Genomic DNA, 21,840 nt, shown 5'->3' with positions numbered 1-21,840 from the left:
CGCGGCGTGGGGCCTCAGCGGCGGGCCAGGGTGACGTCGGAGGGGTGGGCGCGCCCCACGCTCTCCCCGATCACCGGCAGCAGCAAGGGCAGGGCCGGCACGGCAGGGGGCTGGCCCATGCGGCGCAGCCAGCGGTAGTGGGAGGCCACACCGGCCAGGAAGGACGGGTGGGTGCGGAAGGGAACCTGGCAGTCGCGGCAGGTCTGCTCGACGATGGCGGAGATCTGCGGGTAGTGCACGTGGCAGATCTGGGGGAACAGGTGATGCTCCACCTGGAAGTTGAGGCCCCCCAGCAGCCAGCTCAGCAGGCCGTTGGAGCGGCTGAAGTCCACGGTGGTGGCCAGCTGATGGTCGGCCCAGGGCCCCATGGCCGGGCTGGAGGGATCGGCCATGGGGAAATCGGCCTCCTCCACGCAGTGGGCCAGCTGGAACACCACGCTGAGCACGAGGCCCTGCACCATCGCCGTCACCACGTAGCAGGCGATCACCGCGCCGATGGGGTGGAACTGCAGGGGGATGGCGAACGCCAGGGAGAAGAAGATCGCCTTGCCGGCCAGAAACACCAGCCAGTCGTCGGGGCCCAGGCGGGGCAGGGAATGGTCACCGCGGCCGCGGGCGGCCAGATCGGCGAAGTCATCGAAGAACTGCCACTTGATGGGCAGCATTCCGTACAGGGGCCAGAGATAGAGGTGCTGCCAGCGGTGCCACCAGCGGTGGGGCTGATGGGGGGAGAGCCGGCCGATCTGCCCGAGGTTGATGTCGTCGTCGTGGCCGGCGATGTTGGTGAAGGTGTGATGCAGGCCGTTGTGCTTGTGGGCCCAGATCAGGGAACTGCCGCCGAGGAGATCGAGGGTCATGGCGGCGGCCCGGTTGATCCAGCGGCGGCGGGAGTAGGCGCCGTGGCCCCCGTCGTGCTGGATGTTGAAGCCGATGGCGGCGATCGCCAGGCCCAGAACGGCCGACAGCAGGATCGCCGCCGGGGCGTTGTTGGCCCGAAAGACGAGCAGGACGTAGGCGAGGGCGAACCAGGCCAGGATGACGGCCGATTTCACCACCATGGCCAGCGAATCGCGCCGCTCCTGCCCGGTGGCCTCGAAGTGATCCTGAACCCTTGCCCTCAGAAGACTTTGAAAACCGTCGCCGGCGCCGAACGTGATGCGATTCAAGGACTCCACGCCCTGCGTCGGGACAACCTAGGCCAGTGGGTCCGGCAGGCGTCAGGATGGGCCGCGTGAGGCCGGCGGCATGACCAGCTCCTTCCCCGGCGCCTCCGGCGCCATCACCACGCAACTGGGCCAGCAGGGCCTGGGGCAGCAGCCCTGGTGGGTGGAGCAGTGGATGGAGCTCATCCACTCCTACCGGTTCAAGAAGCGCCTGGAGCGCGCCTGGACCTACGCCCGGGAGGGCAACGTCGTCTCGATCCGCTTCGAGGGGCGCCGGGTTCACGCCCGGGTGCAGGGCACCGACCCGGATCCCTACAAGGTGAAGCTCTGGCTCGACGTGCTCAACGACGAGGACTGGGGCTATGTGCTGGAGGCCCTGAGCCAGAAGGCCCGCTGGTCGGCCCAGCTGCTCGCGGGGATCATGCCCGCCGACATCGAGCGCGCCTTCGCCGCCAGCGGCAAGCGCCTGTTCCCGTTCAAGCTCCAGGAGGTGCGCAGCGAGTGCAGCTGCCCCGACAAGGCCAACCCCTGCAAGCACATCAGCGCCGTCTACTACCTGATGGGGGACCGCTTCAGCGAGGACCCCTTCGTGCTGTTCCAGCTGCGGGGTCGCACCCGCAGCCAGCTGCTGGGCGACCTGGCCAAGCGCCGCCGGGAGGGGGTGGCAGCCCCCCTGGAGCACGCCCCCCATCCGATCCATCCCGCCATCGCCGACCCCGCCCGCTGGTGGCGTTATGGCGCCCCCCTCGACCCCGATCTGGTGGTGATTACCCCGGCCATGGACGGGGAATCGGGCCTCGATGGCGCCGGCCCCCTGCCCCTGGCGGAGGAGCCCCGCTTCCCGGAGGCCAACCGGCTCTTCCTCGACCGACTCAAGGCCCACGGGACGGCCATGGCCCAGCAGGCGATGCTGCGGGCCATGGCCACCGGGGCGGATGCCGAGCCCTGAGCCACCCCCCTGGCTGAGCCAGGACGCCATCGCCACCGCCGGCCGGCTCATCGAAGGCCACCGGCTGGCGTTCGGCCGGCCTCTGCTCGCCGGCGTCGCGGCCGACCGCTCGCCGCTGCAGGCGGCCCAGGAACTGTTCGTGGCCGCCACCGTCGTTCTGGCCCATGACGGCGGCGCCGATCCCCGGCTGATCTACGCCAACCGGGCCGCCCTGGTGCTGTGGCGCCGCTCCTGGGGCGCGATGGTGGGCCTGCCCTCGCGGCTCACGGCGGAGCCGGCCGAACGGCAGAGCCGCGCCCTGGCCCTGGAGCGGGCCCGGCGCTGCCAGGCCCTCGAGGGCTATGGCGGCATCCGCATCGACAGCGGCGGGCGCCGGTTCCGGATCGAGAACGCCCGGTTGTGGACCCTGCGGGAGTCCGGTGGCCTGCCCTGCGGCCAGGCGGCCGCCTTCGGCCACTGGTGGTGGCTGGAACCACCCCGTTCCGGTTCTCCGCCCCCGCTGGCGTAGGGGCCGAACCCGGTCCGGGGGACCGAACCTGGGCCGTCGGTTCTCCCCCTCGATGTCCCCGGGCAAGGCGGGCACATTGAGCGGGCGGGTGGTTCCTCACCCGACCATCCCCGTCGCTCCCTTCGGAAGCACCAACCATGCGCACGCTTCATCCCTCCCCCTTCGATCTGTTCGACCGGCTGGAGCAACAGCTGCAGACGGCTGAGCGTGTTCCCGCCGCCGAGATCCACGAAACCGAGGACACCTACACCATCGCCCTGGAGCTCCCCGGCGTCGACCGCGCCTCCATCGACGTCAAAGCCACGGACCGCTCCCTGATCATCAGTGCCGAGCGCCGCTCCCAGCCGTCGGCCGCCACCGCCGCCACCACCCCGGAGGGCGGCAACGGCGAAACCCCGGCCGCGGAAGCCCGCCGTCGTGCCCCGCTGCTGAGCGAGTTCCGCTACGGCACCTGGAGCCGCAGCTTCCGCTTCCCCGGCGGCATTCAGCGGGACGCCCTCGAAGCCCACTACCGCGATGGTCTACTGACGGTGACGGCACCCAAGGCCCAGTCCCTGACCACCGTCAGCGTGAAGGTGGCCGACTGAACCGCCCAGGCCCCTCAGGCCTCGAGGCGCTCCGCGGAGTCGAGGGAGAGGCCGATCACCGAGATGTAGCTGGTGGCCTCGATCCACCGGATCGTGCCCCTCAGGTCGTAGGTCTCTCCCTCCCCATCCCCCACCACCACGTTGCAGGAATGGCCCACGGCCGCCCGGTGGCCGGCCTCGATGGCGATCTTCAGGCCATCGGCGCTCAGGTCCAGCACCTCGGCGAACACCCCTTCGGAGGGTTGCCGCGATTCGAGGTGGAGTCGGGCCGTGGCCAGTCCCGTCGGAGGCTTGAAACGGTCGGAACGGGAAGCCTCCTCCAGCCGCCTCTCCAGACGCCGAAAGCCCTCCCGGAACCGTTCCAGGTCTCCGGTGGCCACTTACCCTCTCGACCGCGGACTATTGGTGACCATTGTTCCAGGGTTCTGCCGGATACCCGCAGTTGGTCTAACAGACCGAAAAGCCTTCTGCCCTGCCTACAGTCACATGTCTGCGGAAGGAGTCTGACCCCATGAGCAGCAGCACCGCCAGCGCCCCGAGCACCCTGCCGTCGCCGATGCCGTCGCCGACGGAGGCCGCGTCTTCCCGGCTCAGCCTGCAGTGTGCACCGATCGCGGCTGACACCACGGCGATCCGCTCCCTCGACTGGGACCGCAGCCGCTTCGACATCGAGTTCGGCCTGCGCAACGGCACCACCTACAACGCCTTCCTGGTGCGCGGCGAGCACACGGCCCTGGTGGACACCAGCCACGCCAAGTTCCGCGACACCTGGCTGCCCCTGCTGGAGGGTCTGATCGAACCCACCGCCATCGATCACCTGATCGTCTCCCACACCGAGCCGGACCATTCCGGCCTGATCGGTGACCTGATCGACCGCCATCCGGACATCGAGATCGTCGGCTCCAAGGTGGCGATCCAGTTCCTCCAGGACCAGGTGCACCGGCCGTTCCGCAGCCGGGCGGTGAAGAGCGGCGACGAGCTCGACCTGGGCGTGCATCCCCAGAGCGGCGTGGCCCATCGCTTCAGCTTCCTCAGTGCCCCCAACCTGCACTGGCCCGACACGATCTTCTCCTTCGACCACGGCACCGGCATCCTCTACACCTGCGATGCCTTCGGCCTCCACTACTGCTCCGACGACCTGTTCGATGTCGACCCCGGCGCCATCGCCCCGGACTTCCGCTTCTACTACGACTGCCTGATGGCCCCCAACGCCCGCAGCGTGCTGCAGGCCCTCAAGCGCATGGACGGGCTGCCGGAGATCCACACGATCGCCGTGGGCCACGGCCCCTTGCTGCGGGAGCACCTGCCCCTCTGGCTGGGCGACTACCGCGAGTGGAGCGGCCAGCGCAGCGCCGGCGAGGCCTACGCGGCCGTTTGCTACCTGAGCCAGTACGGCTTCTGTGACCGGCTCAGCCAGGCGATCGCCCGGGGGGTGGGCAAGGCCTCCGGCCAGGTGCAGCTCGTCGACCTGCGCGCCACCGATCCCCAGGAGCTCGCCGCCCTGATCGGTGAAGCCAGTGCCGTGGTGGTTCCCACCTGGCCCGCCGCCCCCGACGCCGAGCTGCAGACGGCCATCGGCACCCTGCTGGCCGCCCTCCAGCCCAAGCAGTGGGTGGCCTGCTACGACGCCTTCGGCGGCAACGACGAACCGATCGACACCCTGGCCGGCCAGCTGCGCAACCTGGGCCAGAAATGGGCCTTCGAGCCCCTGCGCATCCGCCAGGTTCCCGGGGGCGCCGACTACCAGCGCTGCGAGGAGGCCGGCACCGACCTGGGTCAGCTGCTCACCAAGGAGAAGACCATCGCCGCCATGAAGGCCATCGACGGCGACCTGGACAAGGCCCTGGGGCGCCTCAGCGGCGGCCTTTACATCGTCACGGCCCGGCAGGACGACGCGGCCGGAAGCCGCAGCGGCGCCATGGTGGCCAGCTGGGTGAGCCAGGCGAGCTTCGATCCGCCGGGGCTCACCGTGGCGGTCGCCAAGGACCGGGCCATCGAGGCCCTGATGCAGGTGGACGACCGCTTCGTGCTCAACGTCCTGCGGGAGGACAACCACCAGCCCCTGCTGCGCCACTTCCTGCGCCGCTTCCCGCCGGGGGCCGACCGCTTCGCCGGCGTGAACGTGCTCGAAGGCGTGGCGTCCGGCGGTCCCGTCCTCGGGGATGCCCTGGCCTACCTCGGCTGCCGGGTGACCCAGCGCATGGAGGGCCCGGATCACTGGATCATCTACGCGGTGGTCGAGGAGGGCAACGTGGCCGACACCACCGCCGCCACGCCGGTGCATCACCGCAAGGTGGGCAACCACTACTGATGACCACCTCCCCATCCGCGTCCGATCGGCGCGTCATCACCTTGCCGGTGGAACCCGGCCTGCTCTGCCTGCGCGGCCTCAGCCCAAGGCGCCTGCGCTTCGAAGTCGAATATGGCCTTGAGCGGGGCACCACCGCCAACAGCTTCCTCTTCCAGCAGGGTGCCTCCGGTGGCGCCCCGGTGCTGGTGCACCCGCCGGGGGCCTCCTTCGCCGCCCCTTTCCTGGAACAGCTGGCCCTGCTGGTGCCGGCCGACGCCCCCCTCAAGGTGGTCGTGAGCCACGTCAACCCCAACCGGGTCGCCCTGCTCAAGCAGCTGGCGACGGGCTGGCCGGCCACGGTGCTGGTGGCCTCCAACCCAGGCGCCCAGGTGCTCGCCGAACTCTGGGAGCAGCAGCGACCGGGGGCGGGGGGTGAGGCCGCCGCCCCAGCCGAACCGGTGCCCCTGCCGACGATCGAGGTGGTCAAGCAGGAGACGAGCCGCACCCTCGCCGACGGCCATGTCCTGACCCTGCTTCCCACCCCCACCCCCCGCTGGCCCGGCGGCCTGATCGCCTTCGAGGCCACCACGGGGCTGCTGATGAGCAGCAAGTTCTTCGCCGCCCACCTCTGCACCGAGGACTTCGCCGAGGCGAACCGCAGCAGCACCGAGGAGGACCGCCGCTACTACTACGACTGCCTGATGGCGCCGATGGCCCGGCAGGTGGAGACGGTGGTCGACCGGCTGGACGAACTGCCGATCCGCACGATCGCACCGGGTCACGGGCCGGCCATCGCCCAGAGCTGGCGCAGCCTCCTGGCCGACTACCGCCGCTGGGGGGAGAGCCAGGAGCGGGCCAGCCTGTCGGTGGCGCTGCTGTATGCAAGCGCCTACGGCAACACCGCGGCCATCGCCGACGCCCTCTCCCAGGGGGTGGCGCGCAGCGGCGTGCGGGTGGAGAGCATCAACTGCGAATTCGCGCCCTCCGAGCAGCTGCTGGAGGCCATCCACTCCTGCGACGCCCTGCTGATCGGCTCCCCCACCCTCGGCGGCCATGCCCCCACGCCGATCGTCTCAGCGCTTGGCACGGTGCTGGCCGAAGGGGACAGGGCCAAGCCGGTGGGGGTGTTCGGCAGTTTCGGCTGGAGCGGCGAAGCCATCGACCTGCTCGAAGCCAAGCTCCGTGACGGTGGCTTCCAGTTCGCCTTCAAGCCGATCCGGGTGAAGTTCAGCCCCGATCTGGCCACCCTGCGGACCCTGGAGGAAACGGGCACCGCCCTGGGCCGGCGCCTGCGCCAGCAGCATCGCCAGGCCCAGCGGCGCAGCAGCATCGGCGGCCTCAGCGAGAGCCGTACCAACCCGGCGATCCAGGCCCTCGGCCGGGTGGTGGGGTCCCTGTGCGTGGTGCTGGCCCGCAAGGGGGACGGCGCCGACGCGATCGGTGGAGCGATGGTGGCCAGCTGGGTGAGCCAGGCCAGCTTCAGCCCCCCCGGCTTCACCGTGGCCGTGGCCAAGGACCGGGCGATCGAGAGCCTGCTGCACGTGGGGGACGCCTTCTCCCTCAACGTGCTGGCGTCAGGGCGCGAAAGCGGCCCGATGAAGCGGTTTCTGCAGCCCTTCCCCCCGGGGCCGATCGGCTGGCGGGGCTGGAGCTGGAGACCAGTCCCGGCGGCCAGCCCCTGCTGCCGGAAGCCCTGGCCTGGCTGGAGGCCCGGGTGAGCCAGCGGATGGAATGCGGCGACCACTGGCTGCTCTACGCCGAAGCCCTCAGCGGCGACCTGCTGGATGCGGCCGCCACGACGGCCGTGCACCAGCGGCGCAGCGGCGCCGCCTACTGAGTGCGGGCCTAGGCCGCGTGGGGCGGCGTGGGCGATCCTCCGCCGCCCGCCTGGAAAGGAAGCACGAGGGTGGCCCAGTGGTCGGGCCGCTCCGGGCGGCGGCGCCGGGCCCGGCGCACCCCGAAGGGCACCCGCACCACATTGGTGCCGTCCACCCGCTGGCTTGCCTCCGGCAGATCCGGGGAAAGGATCCCCGTGCCCGGCTCACCGCCTGAACTGTCGTTGCCGTTCATGAACCCCATGACAATGAAAGGCGGTTGCCATCGCCGTGTGGGGATGGCACAGCAATGATGCGGCATCCCGGGGAGAAAAGGTACCGCCGGAACACTCAGGCGGCCAGTTCGGCGATTGCCACTTCCTCGACGCTCGGGCAGGTGCAGACGAGGTTCCGATCACCGAAGGCGTTGTCGATGCGGGCGACGGCCGGCCAGAACTTGGCCTGCCGCTGGCTCTCCCCGGCGGGGAAGGCCGCCTCGCTGCGGCTGTAGGCCCGATCCCAGTGGTCGGCGGTGACCGCCGCCAGGGTGTGGGGCGCCTGTTTGAGCGGGTTGTCGAGGGGGTCGGCGGCGCCGGTCTCGATGGCCCAGGCCTCACGGCGGATCCCCTCCATGGCCGCGCAGAAGCGGTCGATCTCCGGCAGCGATTCGCTCTCGGTGGGCTCCACCATCACCGTGCCGGCCACGGGCCAGCTGACGGTGGGGGCATGGAAGCCGTAGTCCATCAGCCGCTTGGCCAGATCGTCCACCTCCAGGCCGCAGCTGCGCTTGAGGGGCCGCAGGTCGAGGATGCATTCGTGGGCCACGCGGCCGCCCCGGCCCCGGTAGAGCACGGGGAAGTGGGGCTCGAGACGTTCGGCGATCAGGTTGGCCGCCAGCAGGGCCACCTGGCTGGCGGTGCGCAGGCCCGCGCCGCCCATCATGCGGATGTACATCCAGCTGATCGGCAGGATGCCTGCACTGCCCAGGGGGGCCGCCGACACCGGACCGATGGCCTCATCCGCCGCCCCTGCAGCGCTCGCCGCGGCCAGTGGGTGGGAAGGCAGGAACGGCACCAGGTGGGCCGCCACCCCGATCGGTCCCACCCCGGGGCCGCCGCCGCCGTGGGGAATGCAGAAGGTCTTGTGCAGGTTGAGGTGGCAGACGTCGGCGCCGTAGAGGCCGGGCTTGCAGAGGCCCACCTGGGCGTTGAGGTTGGCGCCGTCCAGGTACACCTGGCCGCCATGGTCATGGACCACCTGGCAGATGCGGCGGATGCCGGTCTCGAACACCCCGTGGGTGGAGGGGTAGGTGACCATCAGGGCCGCCAGGTCGGCGGCGTGGGTGGCGGCCTTGGCCTCCAGGTCGGCGATGTCGATGTTGCCCTGGGCGTCGCAGGCCACCGCCACCACCCGCATCCCCGCCATCACGGCGCTGGCCGGATTGGTGCCGTGGGCGCTGGTGGGGATCAGGCACACCTGGCGATGGCCCTCGCCCCGGCTGCGGTGCCAAGCCCGGATCACCATCAGCCCGGCGTACTCGCCCTGGGAGCCGGCGTTCGGCTGCAGGGACACCCCCGCGAAACCGGTGATCGCCCCCAGCCAGGCCTCCAGATCCGCCACCAGGGCGCCGTAGCCGGCGGTCTGGTCGGCGGGGGCGAAGGGATGGATCTGGGCGAAGGCCGGCCAGCTCACCGGGGCCAGCTCGGCCGCGGCATTCAGCTTCATGGTGCAGCTGCCCAGGGGGATCATGCCGTGGACGAGCGACAGGTCCTTGCTCACCAGGCGCTGGATGTAGCGCAGCAGTTCGGTCTCGCTGCGATAGCGGTGGAACACCTCCTGGCGCAGCCAGGGGACCTGCCGCAGGGGAACGCCCTCGAGCAGCTCCGCCAGGGGCCGGGCCTCCAGGGTGGTCAGGCCGGCCCGCAGGGCCGCCTGGGCCGCTGCGGCGGTGGCCGGGTCCGGCGCCAGGGCGCTCAGCAGGGCGGCCAGCTCCTCGGGCGTGGAGAGTTCATCGAGGCTGATGGCCAGGGCGGCCGCGCCGTCATCGCCCCGGACGCCGCAGCGGAGGTTGAAGCCGGCGGCCACGGCCCGCTGGCGCAGGGCGGGGGCCGCGGCAGTACGCACCACCACGGTGTCGAAGGCGGCGCCCGGATCGGCCGGCAGCCCCAGGGCGTCCAGGGCGAGCACCAGGCCCTGGCGCAGGACAAGCAGGCGGCGGGCGATGGCCTCGAGGCCATCGGGGCCGTGGTGGACGGCATAGAAGCTCGCCATCACGGCGAGCAGCACCTGGGCGGTGCAGATGTTGCTGGTGGCCTTGTCGCGCCGGATGTGCTGCTCCCGGGTCTGGAGGGCCAGCCGCAGGGCCGGGTTCCCCTCCGCATCCTTCGACTGCCCCACCAGGCGGCCGGGGATCTGGCGCTTGAACGCCTCCCGGGTGGCGAAGAAGGCGGCGTGGGGCCCCCCGAACCCCATCGGCACCCCGTAGCGCTGCAGGCTGCCGACGGCGATGTCGGCGCCCAGCGCACCCACCGGGGCCAGCAGGGCCTGGGCCAGGGGATCCACGGCCACCGTGCTGATCACGGCGCCGGAGCGGGCCGCCGCCAGCAGCGGAGCGGGATCCCACAGCCGCCCCTCGACCCCGGGCAGCTGCAGCAGCAGGCCGAAGACGTCCTCGCCAAGCGCCGGATCGGCAGCGGCGCTGAGGGCCTCGGCCTCGAACGTCTCGATCACGATCCCCAGGGGTTCGGCCCGGGTCTGGAGCACGGCCAGGGTCTGGGGCAGGACGGCCCGGTCGACCAGGAAGCGGCGGGCGCCGCGGCGCGTCGTGACCGCCGCCGCCATCGCCATCGCTTCGGCGGCGGCGGTGGCCTCATCCAGCAGGGAGGCGTTGGCGATCGGCAGCCCCGTCAGCTCGCTGACCAGGGTCTGGAAATTGAGCAGGGCCTCCAGGCGCCCCTGGGCGATCTCCGCCTGGTAGGGGGTGTAGGCGGTGTACCAGCAGGGGTTTTCCAGCACGTGGCGCTGGATCAGGGCCGGGGTCGCCGTGCCGTGGTAGCCGAGGCCGATCAGGCTGCGCAGCACCTGGTTGCGTGAGGCCAGCGCCCCCAGCTCCGCCAGGGCCTGGGCCTCCGGGCAGGGCTGCGGCAGGCCGGCCTCGGCCTCCTGCGCGGTCAGCAGGATGTCGGCGGGAACGACCTCGGCCGCCAGCTGATCGAGGGAAGCGAGGCCGAGCTCCGCCAGCATCCGCTGCTGATCCTCGGGATCCGGACCCAGATGCCGGACCAGGAAGGAGGCGGACACGGGCGTTCGGCGGGGAAGTGGCGGGATCCTAAGGACAATCAGCCCGCCTGCACCTTGGCCCCGTAGGTGGCGGCATCCATCAGGTCGTCGAGCTCAGCGGGGGCCCCCAGGCGCACCAGTAGCAGCCAGCCCTCCCCGTAAGGATCGTTCTGGAGCTCCTCGGGGCTGGCCAGGACCGCCTCGTTGCGGGCCTCCACGGTGCCGCTCACCGGAGCCATCAGGTCCTCCACCGCCTTGACCGACTCGACGCTGCCGAAGCTCGTGCCGCGCGCCAGGGCGGCCCCCACCGCCGGCAGCTCGACGAAGACGATGTCCCCCAGCTGATCGACGGCGAAGGAACTGATCCCGAGCCGCGCCAGGTCACCCTCCGGGCGCACGTATTCGTGGCTCTCGGAGTAGCGGCAGTCGTCGGGGAAGGAGTGCGCCAAGGCCGGTGAGATGCGGAGAAGCGGCCCTCAGTCTGACCGAGCGGTGCAGACCGGAGCCACCCCGATGTCACCAAGAGACGCCAGGGCGGCCAGGGCGCGCTCCAGGGCCAGGGCCACGTGGCCGTGGTGGGTGCCGCCCTGGGCATAGAGCACCCAGGGCTCCCGCAGCGGCGCGTCGGCGGAGAACTCGCTGGTGCTGCCGTCGATGAACGTGCCCCCCGCCATGACCAGATCGCTGGCGTAGCCGGGCATGGGGGCCGGCACCGGATCCAGGTAGGCCCCCACCGGAGACACCCGCTGGAAGGCCCGGCAGACGGCGATCAGCCGTTCGGGGCCGCCGAGCCGCACCGCCTGGATCACGTCGCTGCGCTCGGCCCCGGCGGCGGGGTTCACCGCATAGCCCAGGCCCGCGAACACCTCGGCCACCAGATCGGCGCCGATCAGGGCCTCCGCCACCATCTGGGGGGCCAGGAACAACCCCTGGAACAGCAGGCGGTACTGGTCGAAGCCGGTGCCGCCCTCGCTGCCGATGCCCGGCGCGGTGAGCCGGCAGCAGGCCATCTCCACCAGCTCCCGGCGGCCGGCGACATACCCCCCTGTCGGCGCGATGGTGCCGCCGAGGTTCTTGATCAGGGAGCCGGCGATCAGGTCGGCCCCGACAGCGGTGGGCTCCAGCTCCTGCACCAGTTCCCCGTAGCAGTTGTCGACGAAGCAGATGCAATCGGGCCGCAGCGCCTTGACCCGTTCACAGAGGCGCCCGATGGTGGCCACCGACAGCGAGGGGCGCCAGCTGTAGCCGCAGCTGCGCTGGATCAGCACCATCCGCGTCTCAGGGGCCAGAGCGTCCTCCAGGCTCGCCTCGTCCACCCGGCCGTCGGCGCTGAGGGGCAGCTCGTCGTAGGTGATGCCGAACTCGGCCAGGGACCCCTGGCCCCGGCCCCGCAGCCCGATCACCTCCTCGAGGGTGTCGTAGGGGCGGCCGGTGAGTGCCAGCAGCCGGTCCCCGGGCCGCAGCACCCCGAACAGGGCGGCGGTGATGGCGTGGGTGCCGCTGACGAACTGGAGCCGCACGGCGGCGGCCTCCGCCTGCAGCACCCGGGCGAAGACCCGATCGAGCACCTCCCGGCCCAGGTCGCCGTGGCCGTAGCCGCTCACCGAGGCGAAGTGATGCACCCCCAGGCGCTCGGCCGCGAAGGCGTCCAGCACCCGCCCCAGGCGGGGCCGCACGGCGGCGGTGCGGCGGGCAGCCGCCGGGGCCAGCCGCTCGAGGGCGGCGGCGACGGTGTCAGCGGCGACGGTGTCAGCGGCAACCGTGTCAGGGGCAACCGTGTCAGCGGGGCCGGGACAGACCTGCTCCAAAGCCCTGGGGCCAGCAGGGGTCACTCTGGCATCGCTGCCGTGGGTCAGGATGGGAGGACGAGCCCCAGAGCCCACCCGCCCTTCCACCGGAGAACCGCTTGGTCGCACGATCCGAAGCCTCCCGATCAGGCCAGAGCGCCCGGACCGTGCGCGTACCCCTGCAGGACACCAGCCACTCTCGCAAGAAGGCCCAGCTGCTGGCGGCCATGGAACGGCCCCGGCCGCCCCTGCCGGCGAACCAGCGCAAGTTCAAGACCGGCACCACCGGCTTCATGCTGGCCATCCACGTGGGGGCGGTCTTCGCCCTGCTGCCGCGCTTCTGGAGCTTCCAGGGGGTGATCGTGCTGGCGGTCCTCTACTGGGCCACGGTGCTGGGGGTGACCCTGGGGCTGCATCGCCTGGTGGCCCACCGGGGCTTCGAGGCACCCCGCTGGGTGGAGCGGCTGCTGGTTCTGATGGGCACCCTGGCCTGCCAGAGCGGACCGATCGAATGGGTGGGCCTGCACCGCCACCACCACCTCTTCTCCGACCAGCCCAACGACCACCACGACGCCGCCCGCGGCCTCTGGTGGGCCCACAGCGAGTGGATGCTGCACAGGATCCCGGCCCTCACCGAGATCCACCGCTTCACCGGCGACATGGAGAAGGACCCCTTCTACCGCTGGCTGGACCGCTGGTTCCTGTTGCTGCAGCTGCCCCTGGGGGCCGCCCTCTACTGGTACGGCAACTGGGCGGGGGTCCATGGCGGCGGCCTGGGGCTGGTGCTCTGGGGCATCCCCCTGCGCCTGGTGCTCGTCTATCACGTCACCTGGCTGGTGAACTCCGCCACCCATGCCTTCGGGTACCGCAACTTCGACTGCCCCGACCGCTCCCGCAACTGCTGGTGGGTGGCCCTGCTGACCTTCGGCGAGGGCTGGCACAACAACCACCACGCCTATCCCCATTCGGCCCGCCACGGGCTGCGCTGGTTCGAGTTCGACATCACCTGGCAGCACATCCGCGCCCTGCGGGCCCTCGGCCTGGCCAGGAAGGTGCGCATCGCCCCGGTCTTCGGCCGTCGCGCCGACGCCGCCGCCTGAATCCCTGAATCAGAGCTCGGCCGGGGTGGCCGGGATCGCCGTGCCGATCTCGCGACGGATGGCGGCCGCCAGGTCGTCCGGCCCCTGGCCGGAGGCGTCCCCCTGCAGGCGCCGGGCCCGCTGCCGCAGCAGCTCCAGGAAGCGGTCCGGGCCCAGCTCCTCCTCCCCCGCCGCCCCCAGGGCCGCCAGGGTGCGCCGCAGCTCGGGCAGCTCGGCGTCAAGTTCCACCGCCGTGTAGTCGCGCTGGCCGGCGATCACCTCGGCGAAGCGCTCCCGCCGCTGGCGCTTGGCCCCCGGATAGGCCGCCATCAGCCGGTCGCGGCAGTCCCGCCAGGGCCGGCCGGCGGTGAGCAGCTGGGCCAGGGCGGCACTGAGCCCTGCGGCCTCCGCCTCGCTGATGCGCAGATCGAAGCTGGCCGGCGGCTGGCGGAAACCCACGAACACCTCGAGCAGGGCCCCGGGCCCCAGCACCCGCTGCTGCTCGTCGCGCACCGGCAGGGCCGAGCTGCAGAGGGCTTCGAAGAGCTCGGGGTGGGCCGCCAGCAGGGTGCGGGCCGGGAGCGGCTCCAGCCGGCCCCCGGGGGCCTGGGCATCGAGCCAGAGATTGACGCTGCCCAGGGCCAGGAACACCTCCGGACCGGGGGAGGCGAGCTTGCCGTTACGCAGCATCGAGAGCTGGGAGTTGTGCACCCGGCCCAGGTCGAGGGCCTCGGCCAGCATCGGCAGAACCCTGTGGGACCAGCCGTTGCGCTCATGCCAGACGCGGATCAGGTGGGCGAAGGCGACGCGGCCAGATACGAGTTCGTCTCGATACCCCACTCGATCAGGATTCGTATTGCTACCATCTTAATCACTCATCAGGAGCCCGGTCCTTCATGGCCGTCACCCCCCTCTCCCGCCCCGGCACCCAGCCAGGCGCCCCATCCGGCGACCGCCGCGATGCCGGCACCAAAGCCCGCCACACCCGCCGCCCCGCCGCCATCAACCGGGGGCCCGATTCCCTGGTCAGGGCCAGGGCCCTGCACGAACCGCGCCGCGGCGAACCCCGGGGCGTCTCCCCCAAGGGCACCCGCTGGGGCACGATCGGCTTCATGGTCGTGATCCACATCCTGGCGGTCGTGGCCCTGCTGCCCCGCTTCTGGAGCCTGGAGGCTGCCTGTGCCCTGCTGGTGATGTACTGGGTCACCGCCTGCCTGGGCGTCACGATCGGCTACCACCGCCTGCTCAGCCACCGCTCCTTCCGCGTTCCCCAGTGGCTGGAGCGCTTCTTCGCCACCTGCGGCGCCCTCAGCTGCCAGCACGGCCCCATCGACTGGGTGGGCCTGCACCGCCACCACCACAAATTTTCCGATACGGAAGCGGATCACCACGACAGCAACAAGGGCTTCTGGTGGTCCCACATGGCCTGGATGTTCGAGGAGATTCCCGCCATGGCCGCCGTGCCCCGGCTCACGGGCGACCTGGCCGCCGACCCCTACTACCGCTGGCTGAACCACAGCTTCCTGCTGCTCCAGGTGCCCCTGGGCCTGCTGCTCTTCTGGATCGGCACCGTCACCGGTGACGGCGGCTGGGCCCTGGTGCTGTGGGGCATCCCCCTGCGCCTGGTGATCGTCTACCAGTGCACCTGGCTGGTGAACTCGGCCACCCACATGTGGGGCGAGGCCGTCCACGACAGCGGCGACAAGTCGAAGAACAACCCCTGGGTGGCGGCGCTGACCTTCGGTGAGGGCTGGCACAACAACCACCACGCCTACCCCCATTCGGCCCGCCACGGCTTCGGCCCCCGCCAGTTCGACCTCACCTGGCAGCACATCCGCCTGATGCGCGCCCTGGGCCTGGCCACCCGGGTCCGCCTGCCCCGGGCCGCTGCCCCCACCAGGGCCATGTCGTAGGCTTGCCGATCGGATTTCAGAAGGCTCAGCCGGGGCGTTGTCATGGTCAAGAAGCGTGTGCAGGTGGTCCTGAGCGAGGACATCCTTTCCCTGGGCAAAGACGGGGACCTGGTGGATGTCGCTCCCGGCTACGCCCGTAACTACCTCCTGCCCACCGGCAAAGCCCTGGCCGTCACCGCCGCGGTGCTGCGCCAGGTGGAGCACCGCCGGGCCAAGGAGGCGGAGCGCCAGGCGGCCCTGAAGGCCGAGGCGGTCGCCTTCCGGACCGCCCTCGACACCATCGGCCGCTTCACCGTCAAGAAGCAGACCGGCGGTGACGACGTCCTCTTCGGCACCGTCACCAACGGGGATGTGGCCGAGGCGATCGAAGCGGCTACCAAGAAGGAGGTCGACCGCCGCGCCATCACGGTTCCCGAGATCCACCGCACCGGCTCCTACAAGGTGCAGGTCAAGCTGCACCCCGAGGTCGTCGCCGACGTCAACCTGGAAGTGGTCAGCTACTGATCAGGCAGCCACGAACCGATTTTTTTCGCGCCGGTCTCCACACTGAGGGGTCTCACCGGCGCACGGCCCCGTCCGATCCGGCTCCCCTCCACTTGAGTCGCGTTCTGGAGTCCCGTCCATGGTGAGCGTGCCCCTGGCTGGTTCCGACCCGCCCCGGCCCGACGGCCCGCGGCCGACGTCCCGGCGCGACGAGCAGGCCGGCTTCGAAGCCCTGCCCGATTCGGTTCCGCCCCAGAACCTGGAGGCGGAGGAGTCGGTGCTCGGCGGCATCCTCCTCGATCCCGATGCCATCGGCCGGGTCGCCGACGTGCTGCGACCCGAGGCCTTCTATCTCGGCGCCCACCGCGAGATCTACCGCACCGCCCTGATGCTGCACAGCCAGGGCAAGCCCACCGATCTCACGGCCATGGCCGCCTGGCTCGCCGACACCGGCCAGCTGGAGAAGGTGGGCGGCAGCTCCCGGCTGGTGGAACTGGTGGAACGCACCCTCTCCACCGCCTCCATCGACCAGGTGGCGCGGCTGGTGATGGACAAGCACCTGCGGCGCCAGCTGATCCGCTCCGCCAACGAGGTGATCCGGCTCGGCTTCGACCAGAGCCTGCCCATGGAGCAGGTGCTCGATGAGGCCGAGCAGAAGATCTTCGCCATCAGCCAGGAGAAGCCCACCGCCGGCCTCACCCCCACCGCGGAGATCCTCACCAGCACCTTCAACGAGATCGAGAGCCGCTCCCTCGGCACCGCCGTCGCCGGCATCCCGGTCAATTTCTACGACCTGGACGCCATCACCCAGGGCCTGCAGCGCAGCGACCTGATCATCGTCGCCGGACGGCCCGCCATGGGCAAGACCTCGATCGTGCTCAACATCGCCAAGAACGTCGCCCAGCTGCACCAGCTGCCGGTCTGCGTGTTCAGCCTGGAGATGAGCAAGGAGCAGCTCACCTACCGCCTGCTGTCGATGGAGGTGGGCATCGAGAGCGGCCGCCTGCGCACAGGCCGCCTGCAGCAGGAGGAGTGGCCCCTGCTCGGCAACGGTATTCACAGCCTCGGCCAGCTGCCCCTGTTCATCGACGACAAGCCCAATTCCGGCGTGCTCGAGATGCGTTCCCTCTGCCGGCGCCTGATGGCCGAAACCGGCAAGGAACTCGGCCTGATCGTGATCGATTACCTCCAGCTGATGGAGGGCAGCACCCCGGACAACCGCGTCCAGGAACTCTCTCGCATCACCCGGGGCCTCAAGGGCATGGCCCGCGAACTGCACGTGCCCGTGATCGCCCTGTCCCAGCTCAGCCGCGGTGTCGAGTCCCGCACCAACAAGCGCCCCATGCTCAGCGACCTGCGGGAATCGGGCTCGATCGAGCAGGACGCCGACCTGGTGCTGATGATCTACCGCGACGAGTACTACAACCCGGAAACCGCCGACCGCGGCATCACCGAAGTGATCGTCACCAAGCACCGCAACGGCCCCGTCGGCACCGTGAAGCTCCTGTTTGAGCCCCAGTTCACCCGCTTCCGCAATCTCGCTGCCTAGATCCGCTGCAGGGTGGCGCTGCATTGATCCGCTGCAGCGCGGCCCCGCATAGGGATATCCGCCGTATCCGGCCAGGGGAAGGGCCCCTAGGGTTGATGGGGATGTTGGAGATGGTCTGGTGGATCTATCAGTGCAGCATCATTCCTTCTGGTTTTACGTTTTCGCCTTTTTCGCCATCATCCTGGCGCGCTATCTCGCCATGGCCGGCTTCGCCCACTGGTTGCTCTATCAGCGCCAGGAGGCCAGGGTCTCCGTTTTCAATGACATCCAGCTGTCCATCATCTCCGCCGCCATCTTCTCCCTGGCCACCGCCCTGGTGATGACGTTGCAGGAGCAGGGTCTGACCCGTCTGCATGGCCAGATCCATGCCGCGAGCTGGTGGACCCTGCCACTCAGTTATCTGGCCGTACTGGTGCTGCAGGATGCCTATTTCTATGCCACCCACCGTCTGTTTCACCAGCCGAAACTGTTCCCCTGGTTTCACCGGGGCCACCACCGATCACGGCAGCCCACACCCTGGACCTCCTTCGCCTTCGACCCCCTGGAAGCCGTTGTTCAGGCCCTGTTCCTGATCGGCATCGTGATGCTGATTCCCCTGCATTTCGCCACCCTGCTGGCGGTGCTCACCACGATGACGGTGTGGGCCGTGGTCAACCACCTGGGCCTGGAGGTGCTGCCCCTGCGCTTCCCCCACCACTGGCTGGGGCGCTGGCTGATCGGCCCCGCCCACCACTCCCTGCACCACCGCCGCCACGGCCACCATTTCGGGCTCTATTTCACCTTCTGGGATCGGGTGTTCGGCACCGAGGATCCCACCTACGCCGCCTCGCTGCAGCCACCGGGGCCCTGAGCGCCCCTGGCCCCTCCATCACCAGCCACACCAGGGCCAGACCCACCGCCCCACCCGCCACCACCAGCACGAACCGATCGACACCGATACCCACACCCTCCCCAGCCGCCGCGGCCGTGAGCACGATCAGGGCACAGCGGCTGGCGAAGCCGGTCCGGTAGTCGCGGAAGGCCACCAGGGTGAGCAGGGTGAGGCCGATCCCCAGGGCATGGAGAGGGGGGCTGGGGGGCAGCAGGAGGGCCAGCAGGGCCCCGGCCGGCAGGCCTACCAGGGCACCCACCAGCCGATTGAGCCCCTTGTGGCGGGCGGCCACAACCTCACCGGTGGCCACGCTGGCCGACGACCAGATCACCCACTGCCCGAAGGGCGGATGCCACAGGCTCACCGCCACCGCCGTGACCAGCACCGCCAGGGCACGCCCGAGGGCCTGGCGCCCCAGCCGTCGGCGCTGGTCCGGCTCCAGGGGCCAGCGGCGCCATCCGAACCGCCAGCCCCGGGGCGGCAGCACCACCGTGGCCAGCAGCACCGAGCCCACCGCCAGGGGCAGACCCACGGCCAGCACCACCAGGCCCTGGGCGAGGGTGCTGCCGGCGGCATGGAGCTCAAAGGAGAAGTAGAGGGCGGGGATGAAGGTGAAGCTGCCCACCGAGGCCCAGCGAGCCCCGAGGCGGGCGATCCAGAGGCTGAGAAAGCCGTAGAGCGAACAGAGCAGCACGAACAGGGGGGCCGAAGTCTCGACGGCGAAGAAGGCCGCAATGGACAGCCCCAGCAGCAGGGCATGGACCAGCAGCAGCAGCAGCGAGCGCTGGCAGCGCTCCACGCCGATCAGCAGCGCGATGGTCAGAAGGCCGCCGCTGAGCAGCAGCGCCCGGCCGGTGAGGACGTAGAGCAACCAGCCGGGCGCCAGGGCCACGCTGCCGCGCAGCAGGGCAGGGCCGTCGAGCCAGGCCGGAGCCCTCAGCAAGGGTCGCCCAGCCCGGCCAGGTCCGCCGCCCGCACCACGGCGGACAGGCGGGACAGCTGCCCGATGGATTGGTCGTGCTCCTGGGGGGTCGCCGCGGCGCAGGCGTCCTCCACCAGCACCACCTGGAAGTCGCGGTCGTGGGCCTCCCGGGCCGCCGCCTGCAGCGCCCAGGCGGTGCTGACACCCCCCAGCAGCAGCCGCTCGATCCCGCCGGCCCGCAGCAGCGTGGCCAGGGCGGTGCCATGGAAGGGGCTCAACCGGTGCTTGACCAGCACCGGATCGCCGGGCTCCACCGCCAGGTCGGCGTGGAACTCGGTGCCCCACTGACCCAGCCGCAGGGCCCCCAGCTCCCGCGCGCGGCCCAGGAGCGGCGCGTGGGCGGGCAGCTCCGGGTAGCCGGCTCGGAAGCCCACCTTCACCAGGAGCGTGGGCCAGCCCCGGGCGCGGGCCCCTGCCAGCGCCTGGTTGGCCGCCGCCAGCACGCCGCGCCGTTGCACTTCGACGGCGCAGGTGGGCATAACCCCGTCGGGGTGGATGAGGTCGTTGATCAGATCAATCAGCACCAGGGCGCTGCGCATGGGCGGGCGCCTCGGGCGCGGGGCCCCATCATCGGACGCCGGACCCAGGCCTGCAGCCCCACCGGCCCCTGCAGCGCCATACATTCAACGAATGGCACTGAGCGCAGCCCCCACCGAATCGTTCGACCTGATCGTGGTCGGCGGCGGCCATGCCGGCTGCGAGGCGGCCCTCACCGCCGCCCGGTTGGGGGTGTCCACAGCCCTGTTCACGCTCAACCTCGACCGCATCGCCTGGCAGCCCTGCAACCCCGCCGTGGGCGGTCCGGCCAAGAGCCAGCTGGTGCACGAGGTGGATGCCCTCGGGGGCGTCATCGGCCGGCTGGCGGATGCCACCGCCCTGCAGAAACGGCTGCTGAACGCCAGCCGCGGCCCGGCCGTCTGGGCGCTGCGGGCCCAGACCGACAAACGCCAGTACGCCCGCCAGATGCTGCAGCTGTTGCAGCACACCCCCAACCTGGCCCTGCGCGAAGCGATGGTCACGGGGCTGGAGCTGGAGGGCGATCCCCGCGACCCGGCCGGTCCGCCGGCCCGGGTGATCGGGGTGCGCACCTACTTCGGCAGCGTCTACGGCGCCGGCGCCGTGATCCTCACCACCGGCACCTTCCTGGGGGGCCGCATCTGGGTGGGCAACCGCTCGATGGCGGCGGGCCGGGCCGGCGAGCAGCCCGCCGAGGGCCTCACCGAGGCGCTGCAGGCCCTGGGCTTCCGCACCGACCGCCTCAAGACCGGCACCCCCGCCCGCGTCGACCGGCGCAGCGTGGCCCTCGACCAGCTGGAGGAGCAGCCAAGCGACGCCGCCGACCGCTTCTTCAGCTTCGATCCCACCGCCCGGGTGAGCGGCGAGCAGATGGCCTGCCACATCACCCGCACCACGGCGGCCACCCATGAGCTGATCCGCGACAACCTCCACCTCACGCCGATCTACGGCGGTTTCATCGACAGCAAGGGGCCCCGCTACTGCCCCTCGATCGAGGACAAGATCGTGCGCTTCGCAGGCAAGGACAGCCACCAGATCTTCCTCGAGCCGGAGGGGCGCGACACGCCCGAGCTGTACGTCCAGGGCTTCTCCACCGGCCTGCCCGAGTCCCTGCAGCTGGCCCTGCTGCGGACGCTTCCGGGTCTGGAGGCCTGCGTGATGCTGCGCCCCGCCTACGCCGTCGACTACGACATCCTGCCGGCCACCCAGCTGCAGCCCTCCCTGGAAACCAAACGGTTGCGGGGCCTGTTCTCGGCGGGCCAGCTCAACGGCACCACCGGCTACGAGGAGGCTGCCGCCCAGGGGCTGGTGGCCGGCCTGAACGCCGCCCGGCTGCTGGGGGGCCAGGACCCGGTCCATTTCCCCCGGGAAGGCAGCTACATCGGCACCCTCATCGACGACCTGGTCACCCAGGACCTCAAGGAGCCCTACCGGGTGCTCACCAGCCGCAGCGAGTACCGCCTGGTACTGCGCGGCGACAACGCCGACCGGCGGCTCACGCCCCTGGGCCGCCGGCTGGGCCTGATCGACGAGCGGCGCTGGCGCCTGTTCGAGCAGAAGCAGGCCGCCATCGACGCCGAGAAACAGCGGCTGGAGACGGTGCGGCTCAAGGCCTCCGATCCCGCCGCCACCGCCGTGGCCGCCGCCACCGGCGGCGGCATCAACGGCTCGATCACCCTGGCCGATCTGCTGCGCCGGCCGGGCCTGCACAGCGAGGATCTGATGCGGCTGGGTCTGACCGATCCGGATCTGCCGATCGACGTGCGCGACGGCGCCGAGATCGACATCAAGTACAGCGGCTACCTGGCCCGCCAGGAACAGCAGATCGAGAGGGTGCGGCGCCAGCTCGAGCGGGCCATCCCCGCCGGTGTGGACTACGCCGCCATCGGCACCCTCTCGGCGGAGGCCCGCGAGAAGCTGGCCGCGATCCAGCCCCGCAGCCTGGGCCAGGCCTCCCGCATTCCCGGGGTCAGCCCCGCCGATGTCAACGCCCTGCTGCTCTGGCTGGAGCTGCAGCGGCGCCGGGGACAGCCGGGCCCTCGTCAGACCCTGGAAGCATCGTTACAGTGA

Annotated in this window: 19 protein-coding genes and 1 pseudogene; 11 read left to right on the top strand and 9 right to left on the bottom strand. The window is 71.0% G+C overall.

The genetic code is table 11. The features are described from left to right. Window positions 1–14: 14 nt before the first annotated feature. A complete protein-coding gene (locus tag CYAGR_RS12775; RefSeq protein ID WP_425386783.1) occupies window positions 15–1,175 on the bottom strand; it encodes a fatty acid desaturase family protein in 1,161 nt (386 codons plus the stop codon). Window positions 1,176–1,245: 70 nt separating this feature from the next. Between CYAGR_RS12775 and CYAGR_RS12770 the strand changes: the two genes are divergently transcribed. The 3 genes from CYAGR_RS12770 to CYAGR_RS12760 all read left to right on the top strand — a co-directional run bounded on the left by CYAGR_RS12770 (window position 1,246) and on the right by CYAGR_RS12760 (window position 3,207). Then, on the top strand, window positions 1,246–2,112 hold the full coding sequence (locus tag CYAGR_RS12770; protein WP_015110248.1) for an SWIM zinc finger family protein: 867 nt from the start codon (window positions 1,246–1,248) through the stop codon (window positions 2,110–2,112). Further along, complete coding sequence (locus CYAGR_RS12765; protein ID WP_015110247.1) at window positions 2,099–2,620, top strand: MEKHLA domain-containing protein; 522 nt, start codon at window positions 2,099–2,101, stop codon at window positions 2,618–2,620. Before CYAGR_RS12770 ends, CYAGR_RS12765 begins: the two co-directional genes overlap by 14 nt. 137 nt (window positions 2,621–2,757) lie before the next feature. Beyond that, on the top strand, window positions 2,758–3,207 hold the full coding sequence (locus CYAGR_RS12760; RefSeq protein WP_015110246.1) for an Hsp20/alpha crystallin family protein: 450 nt from the start codon (window positions 2,758–2,760) through the stop codon (window positions 3,205–3,207). A 14-nt stretch (window positions 3,208–3,221) separates the two neighbouring features. On the opposite strand, the gene CYAGR_RS12755 is transcribed toward CYAGR_RS12760, so the two are convergent. Then, window positions 3,222–3,587, bottom strand: a complete 366-nt coding sequence (locus tag CYAGR_RS12755; protein WP_015110245.1) for a PilZ domain-containing protein — start codon at window positions 3,585–3,587, stop codon at window positions 3,222–3,224. Window positions 3,588–3,763: 176 nt separating this feature from the next. Between CYAGR_RS12755 and CYAGR_RS12750 the strand changes: the two genes are divergently transcribed. Continuing rightward, window positions 3,764–5,518, top strand: coding sequence for a diflavin flavoprotein (locus tag CYAGR_RS12750; protein ID WP_015110244.1), 1,755 nt, complete (start codon window positions 3,764–3,766; stop codon window positions 5,516–5,518). Next, window positions 5,518–7,334, top strand: a pseudogene (locus tag CYAGR_RS12745) (diflavin flavoprotein). Before CYAGR_RS12750 ends, CYAGR_RS12745 begins: the two are co-directional and overlap by 1 nt. Before the next feature lie 8 nt (window positions 7,335–7,342). On the opposite strand, the gene CYAGR_RS12740 reads toward CYAGR_RS12745, so the two are convergent. From CYAGR_RS12740 to CYAGR_RS12725, 4 genes are all read right to left on the bottom strand, one after another. Continuing rightward, the gene (locus CYAGR_RS12740) at window positions 7,343–7,576 is read right to left on the bottom strand and encodes a hypothetical protein (protein WP_015110242.1); all 234 of its coding nucleotides are present in this window, start codon (window positions 7,574–7,576) and stop codon (window positions 7,343–7,345) included. A gap of 86 nt (window positions 7,577–7,662) precedes the next feature. Then, entirely contained in the window at window positions 7,663–10,554 is a 2,892-nt protein-coding gene (gene gcvP / locus CYAGR_RS12735) for an aminomethyl-transferring glycine dehydrogenase (protein ID WP_245552676.1), read from the bottom strand. A 95-nt stretch (window positions 10,555–10,649) separates the two neighbouring features. Then, window positions 10,650–11,039, bottom strand: coding sequence for a glycine cleavage system protein GcvH (gene gcvH, locus CYAGR_RS12730; protein WP_015110240.1), 390 nt, complete (start codon window positions 11,037–11,039; stop codon window positions 10,650–10,652). Between the two features lie 27 nt (window positions 11,040–11,066). After that, on the bottom strand, window positions 11,067–12,299 hold the full coding sequence (locus CYAGR_RS12725) for a methionine gamma-lyase family protein (protein WP_245552675.1): 1,233 nt from the start codon (window positions 12,297–12,299) through the stop codon (window positions 11,067–11,069). A 305-nt stretch (window positions 12,300–12,604) separates the two neighbouring features. Between CYAGR_RS12725 and CYAGR_RS12720 the strand changes: the two genes are divergently transcribed. Continuing rightward, window positions 12,605–13,477 carry an acyl-CoA desaturase gene (locus CYAGR_RS12720; RefSeq protein ID WP_083891446.1) on the top strand — a complete coding sequence of 291 codons (873 nt, stop codon included), beginning with the start codon at window positions 12,605–12,607 and terminating at the stop codon, window positions 13,475–13,477. A gap of 9 nt (window positions 13,478–13,486) precedes the next feature. Here CYAGR_RS12720 and CYAGR_RS12715 read toward each other — a convergent pair whose 3' ends face one another. Continuing rightward, a complete protein-coding gene (locus tag CYAGR_RS12715) occupies window positions 13,487–14,296 on the bottom strand; it encodes a hypothetical protein (protein ID WP_015110237.1) in 810 nt (269 codons plus the stop codon). Between the two features lie 56 nt (window positions 14,297–14,352). Here CYAGR_RS12715 and CYAGR_RS12710 point away from each other — a divergent pair, with 56 nt between their 5' ends. The 4 genes from CYAGR_RS12710 to CYAGR_RS19430 all read left to right on the top strand — a co-directional run bounded on the left by CYAGR_RS12710 (window position 14,353) and on the right by CYAGR_RS19430 (window position 18,251). Further along, window positions 14,353–15,369, top strand: a complete 1,017-nt coding sequence (locus CYAGR_RS12710) for an acyl-CoA desaturase (protein WP_015110236.1) — start codon at window positions 14,353–14,355, stop codon at window positions 15,367–15,369. Window positions 15,370–15,411: 42 nt separating this feature from the next. Next, window positions 15,412–15,873, top strand: coding sequence for a 50S ribosomal protein L9 (gene rplI, locus CYAGR_RS12705; RefSeq protein ID WP_015110235.1), 462 nt, complete (start codon window positions 15,412–15,414; stop codon window positions 15,871–15,873). A gap of 118 nt (window positions 15,874–15,991) precedes the next feature. Further along, entirely contained in the window at window positions 15,992–17,401 is a 1,410-nt protein-coding gene (gene dnaB, locus CYAGR_RS12700) for a replicative DNA helicase (RefSeq protein ID WP_015110234.1), read from the top strand. A 130-nt stretch (window positions 17,402–17,531) separates the two neighbouring features. After that, window positions 17,532–18,251 carry a sterol desaturase family protein gene (locus tag CYAGR_RS19430; RefSeq protein ID WP_015110233.1) on the top strand — a complete coding sequence of 240 codons (720 nt, stop codon included), beginning with the start codon at window positions 17,532–17,534 and terminating at the stop codon, window positions 18,249–18,251. Here CYAGR_RS19430 and CYAGR_RS19425 read toward each other — a convergent pair. Together CYAGR_RS19425 and CYAGR_RS12685 are read right to left on the bottom strand one after the other, a co-directional pair. Continuing rightward, a complete protein-coding gene (locus CYAGR_RS19425) occupies window positions 18,178–19,215 on the bottom strand; it encodes an FUSC family protein (RefSeq protein ID WP_015110232.1) in 1,038 nt (345 codons plus the stop codon). The two genes, CYAGR_RS19430 and CYAGR_RS19425, sit on opposite strands and share 74 nt — an antisense overlap. Then, window positions 19,209–19,793, bottom strand: coding sequence for a cysteine hydrolase family protein (locus tag CYAGR_RS12685; protein WP_015110231.1), 585 nt, complete (start codon window positions 19,791–19,793; stop codon window positions 19,209–19,211). Before CYAGR_RS12685 ends, CYAGR_RS19425 begins: the two co-directional genes overlap by 7 nt. Before the next feature lie 91 nt (window positions 19,794–19,884). Between CYAGR_RS12685 and mnmG the strand changes: the two genes are divergently transcribed. Then, window positions 19,885–21,840 carry a tRNA uridine-5-carboxymethylaminomethyl(34) synthesis enzyme MnmG gene (mnmG, locus tag CYAGR_RS12680; protein WP_015110230.1) on the top strand — a complete coding sequence of 652 codons (1,956 nt, stop codon included), beginning with the start codon at window positions 19,885–19,887 and terminating at the stop codon, window positions 21,838–21,840.

The sequence above is a fragment of the Cyanobium gracile PCC 6307 genome, assembly GCF_000316515.1.
Classification (GTDB): domain Bacteria; phylum Cyanobacteriota; class Cyanobacteriia; order PCC-6307; family Cyanobiaceae; genus Cyanobium; species Cyanobium gracile.
The sequence above is the reverse complement of the archived record's forward strand: the minus strand, read 5'-3'. Positions and strand labels throughout refer to the sequence as shown.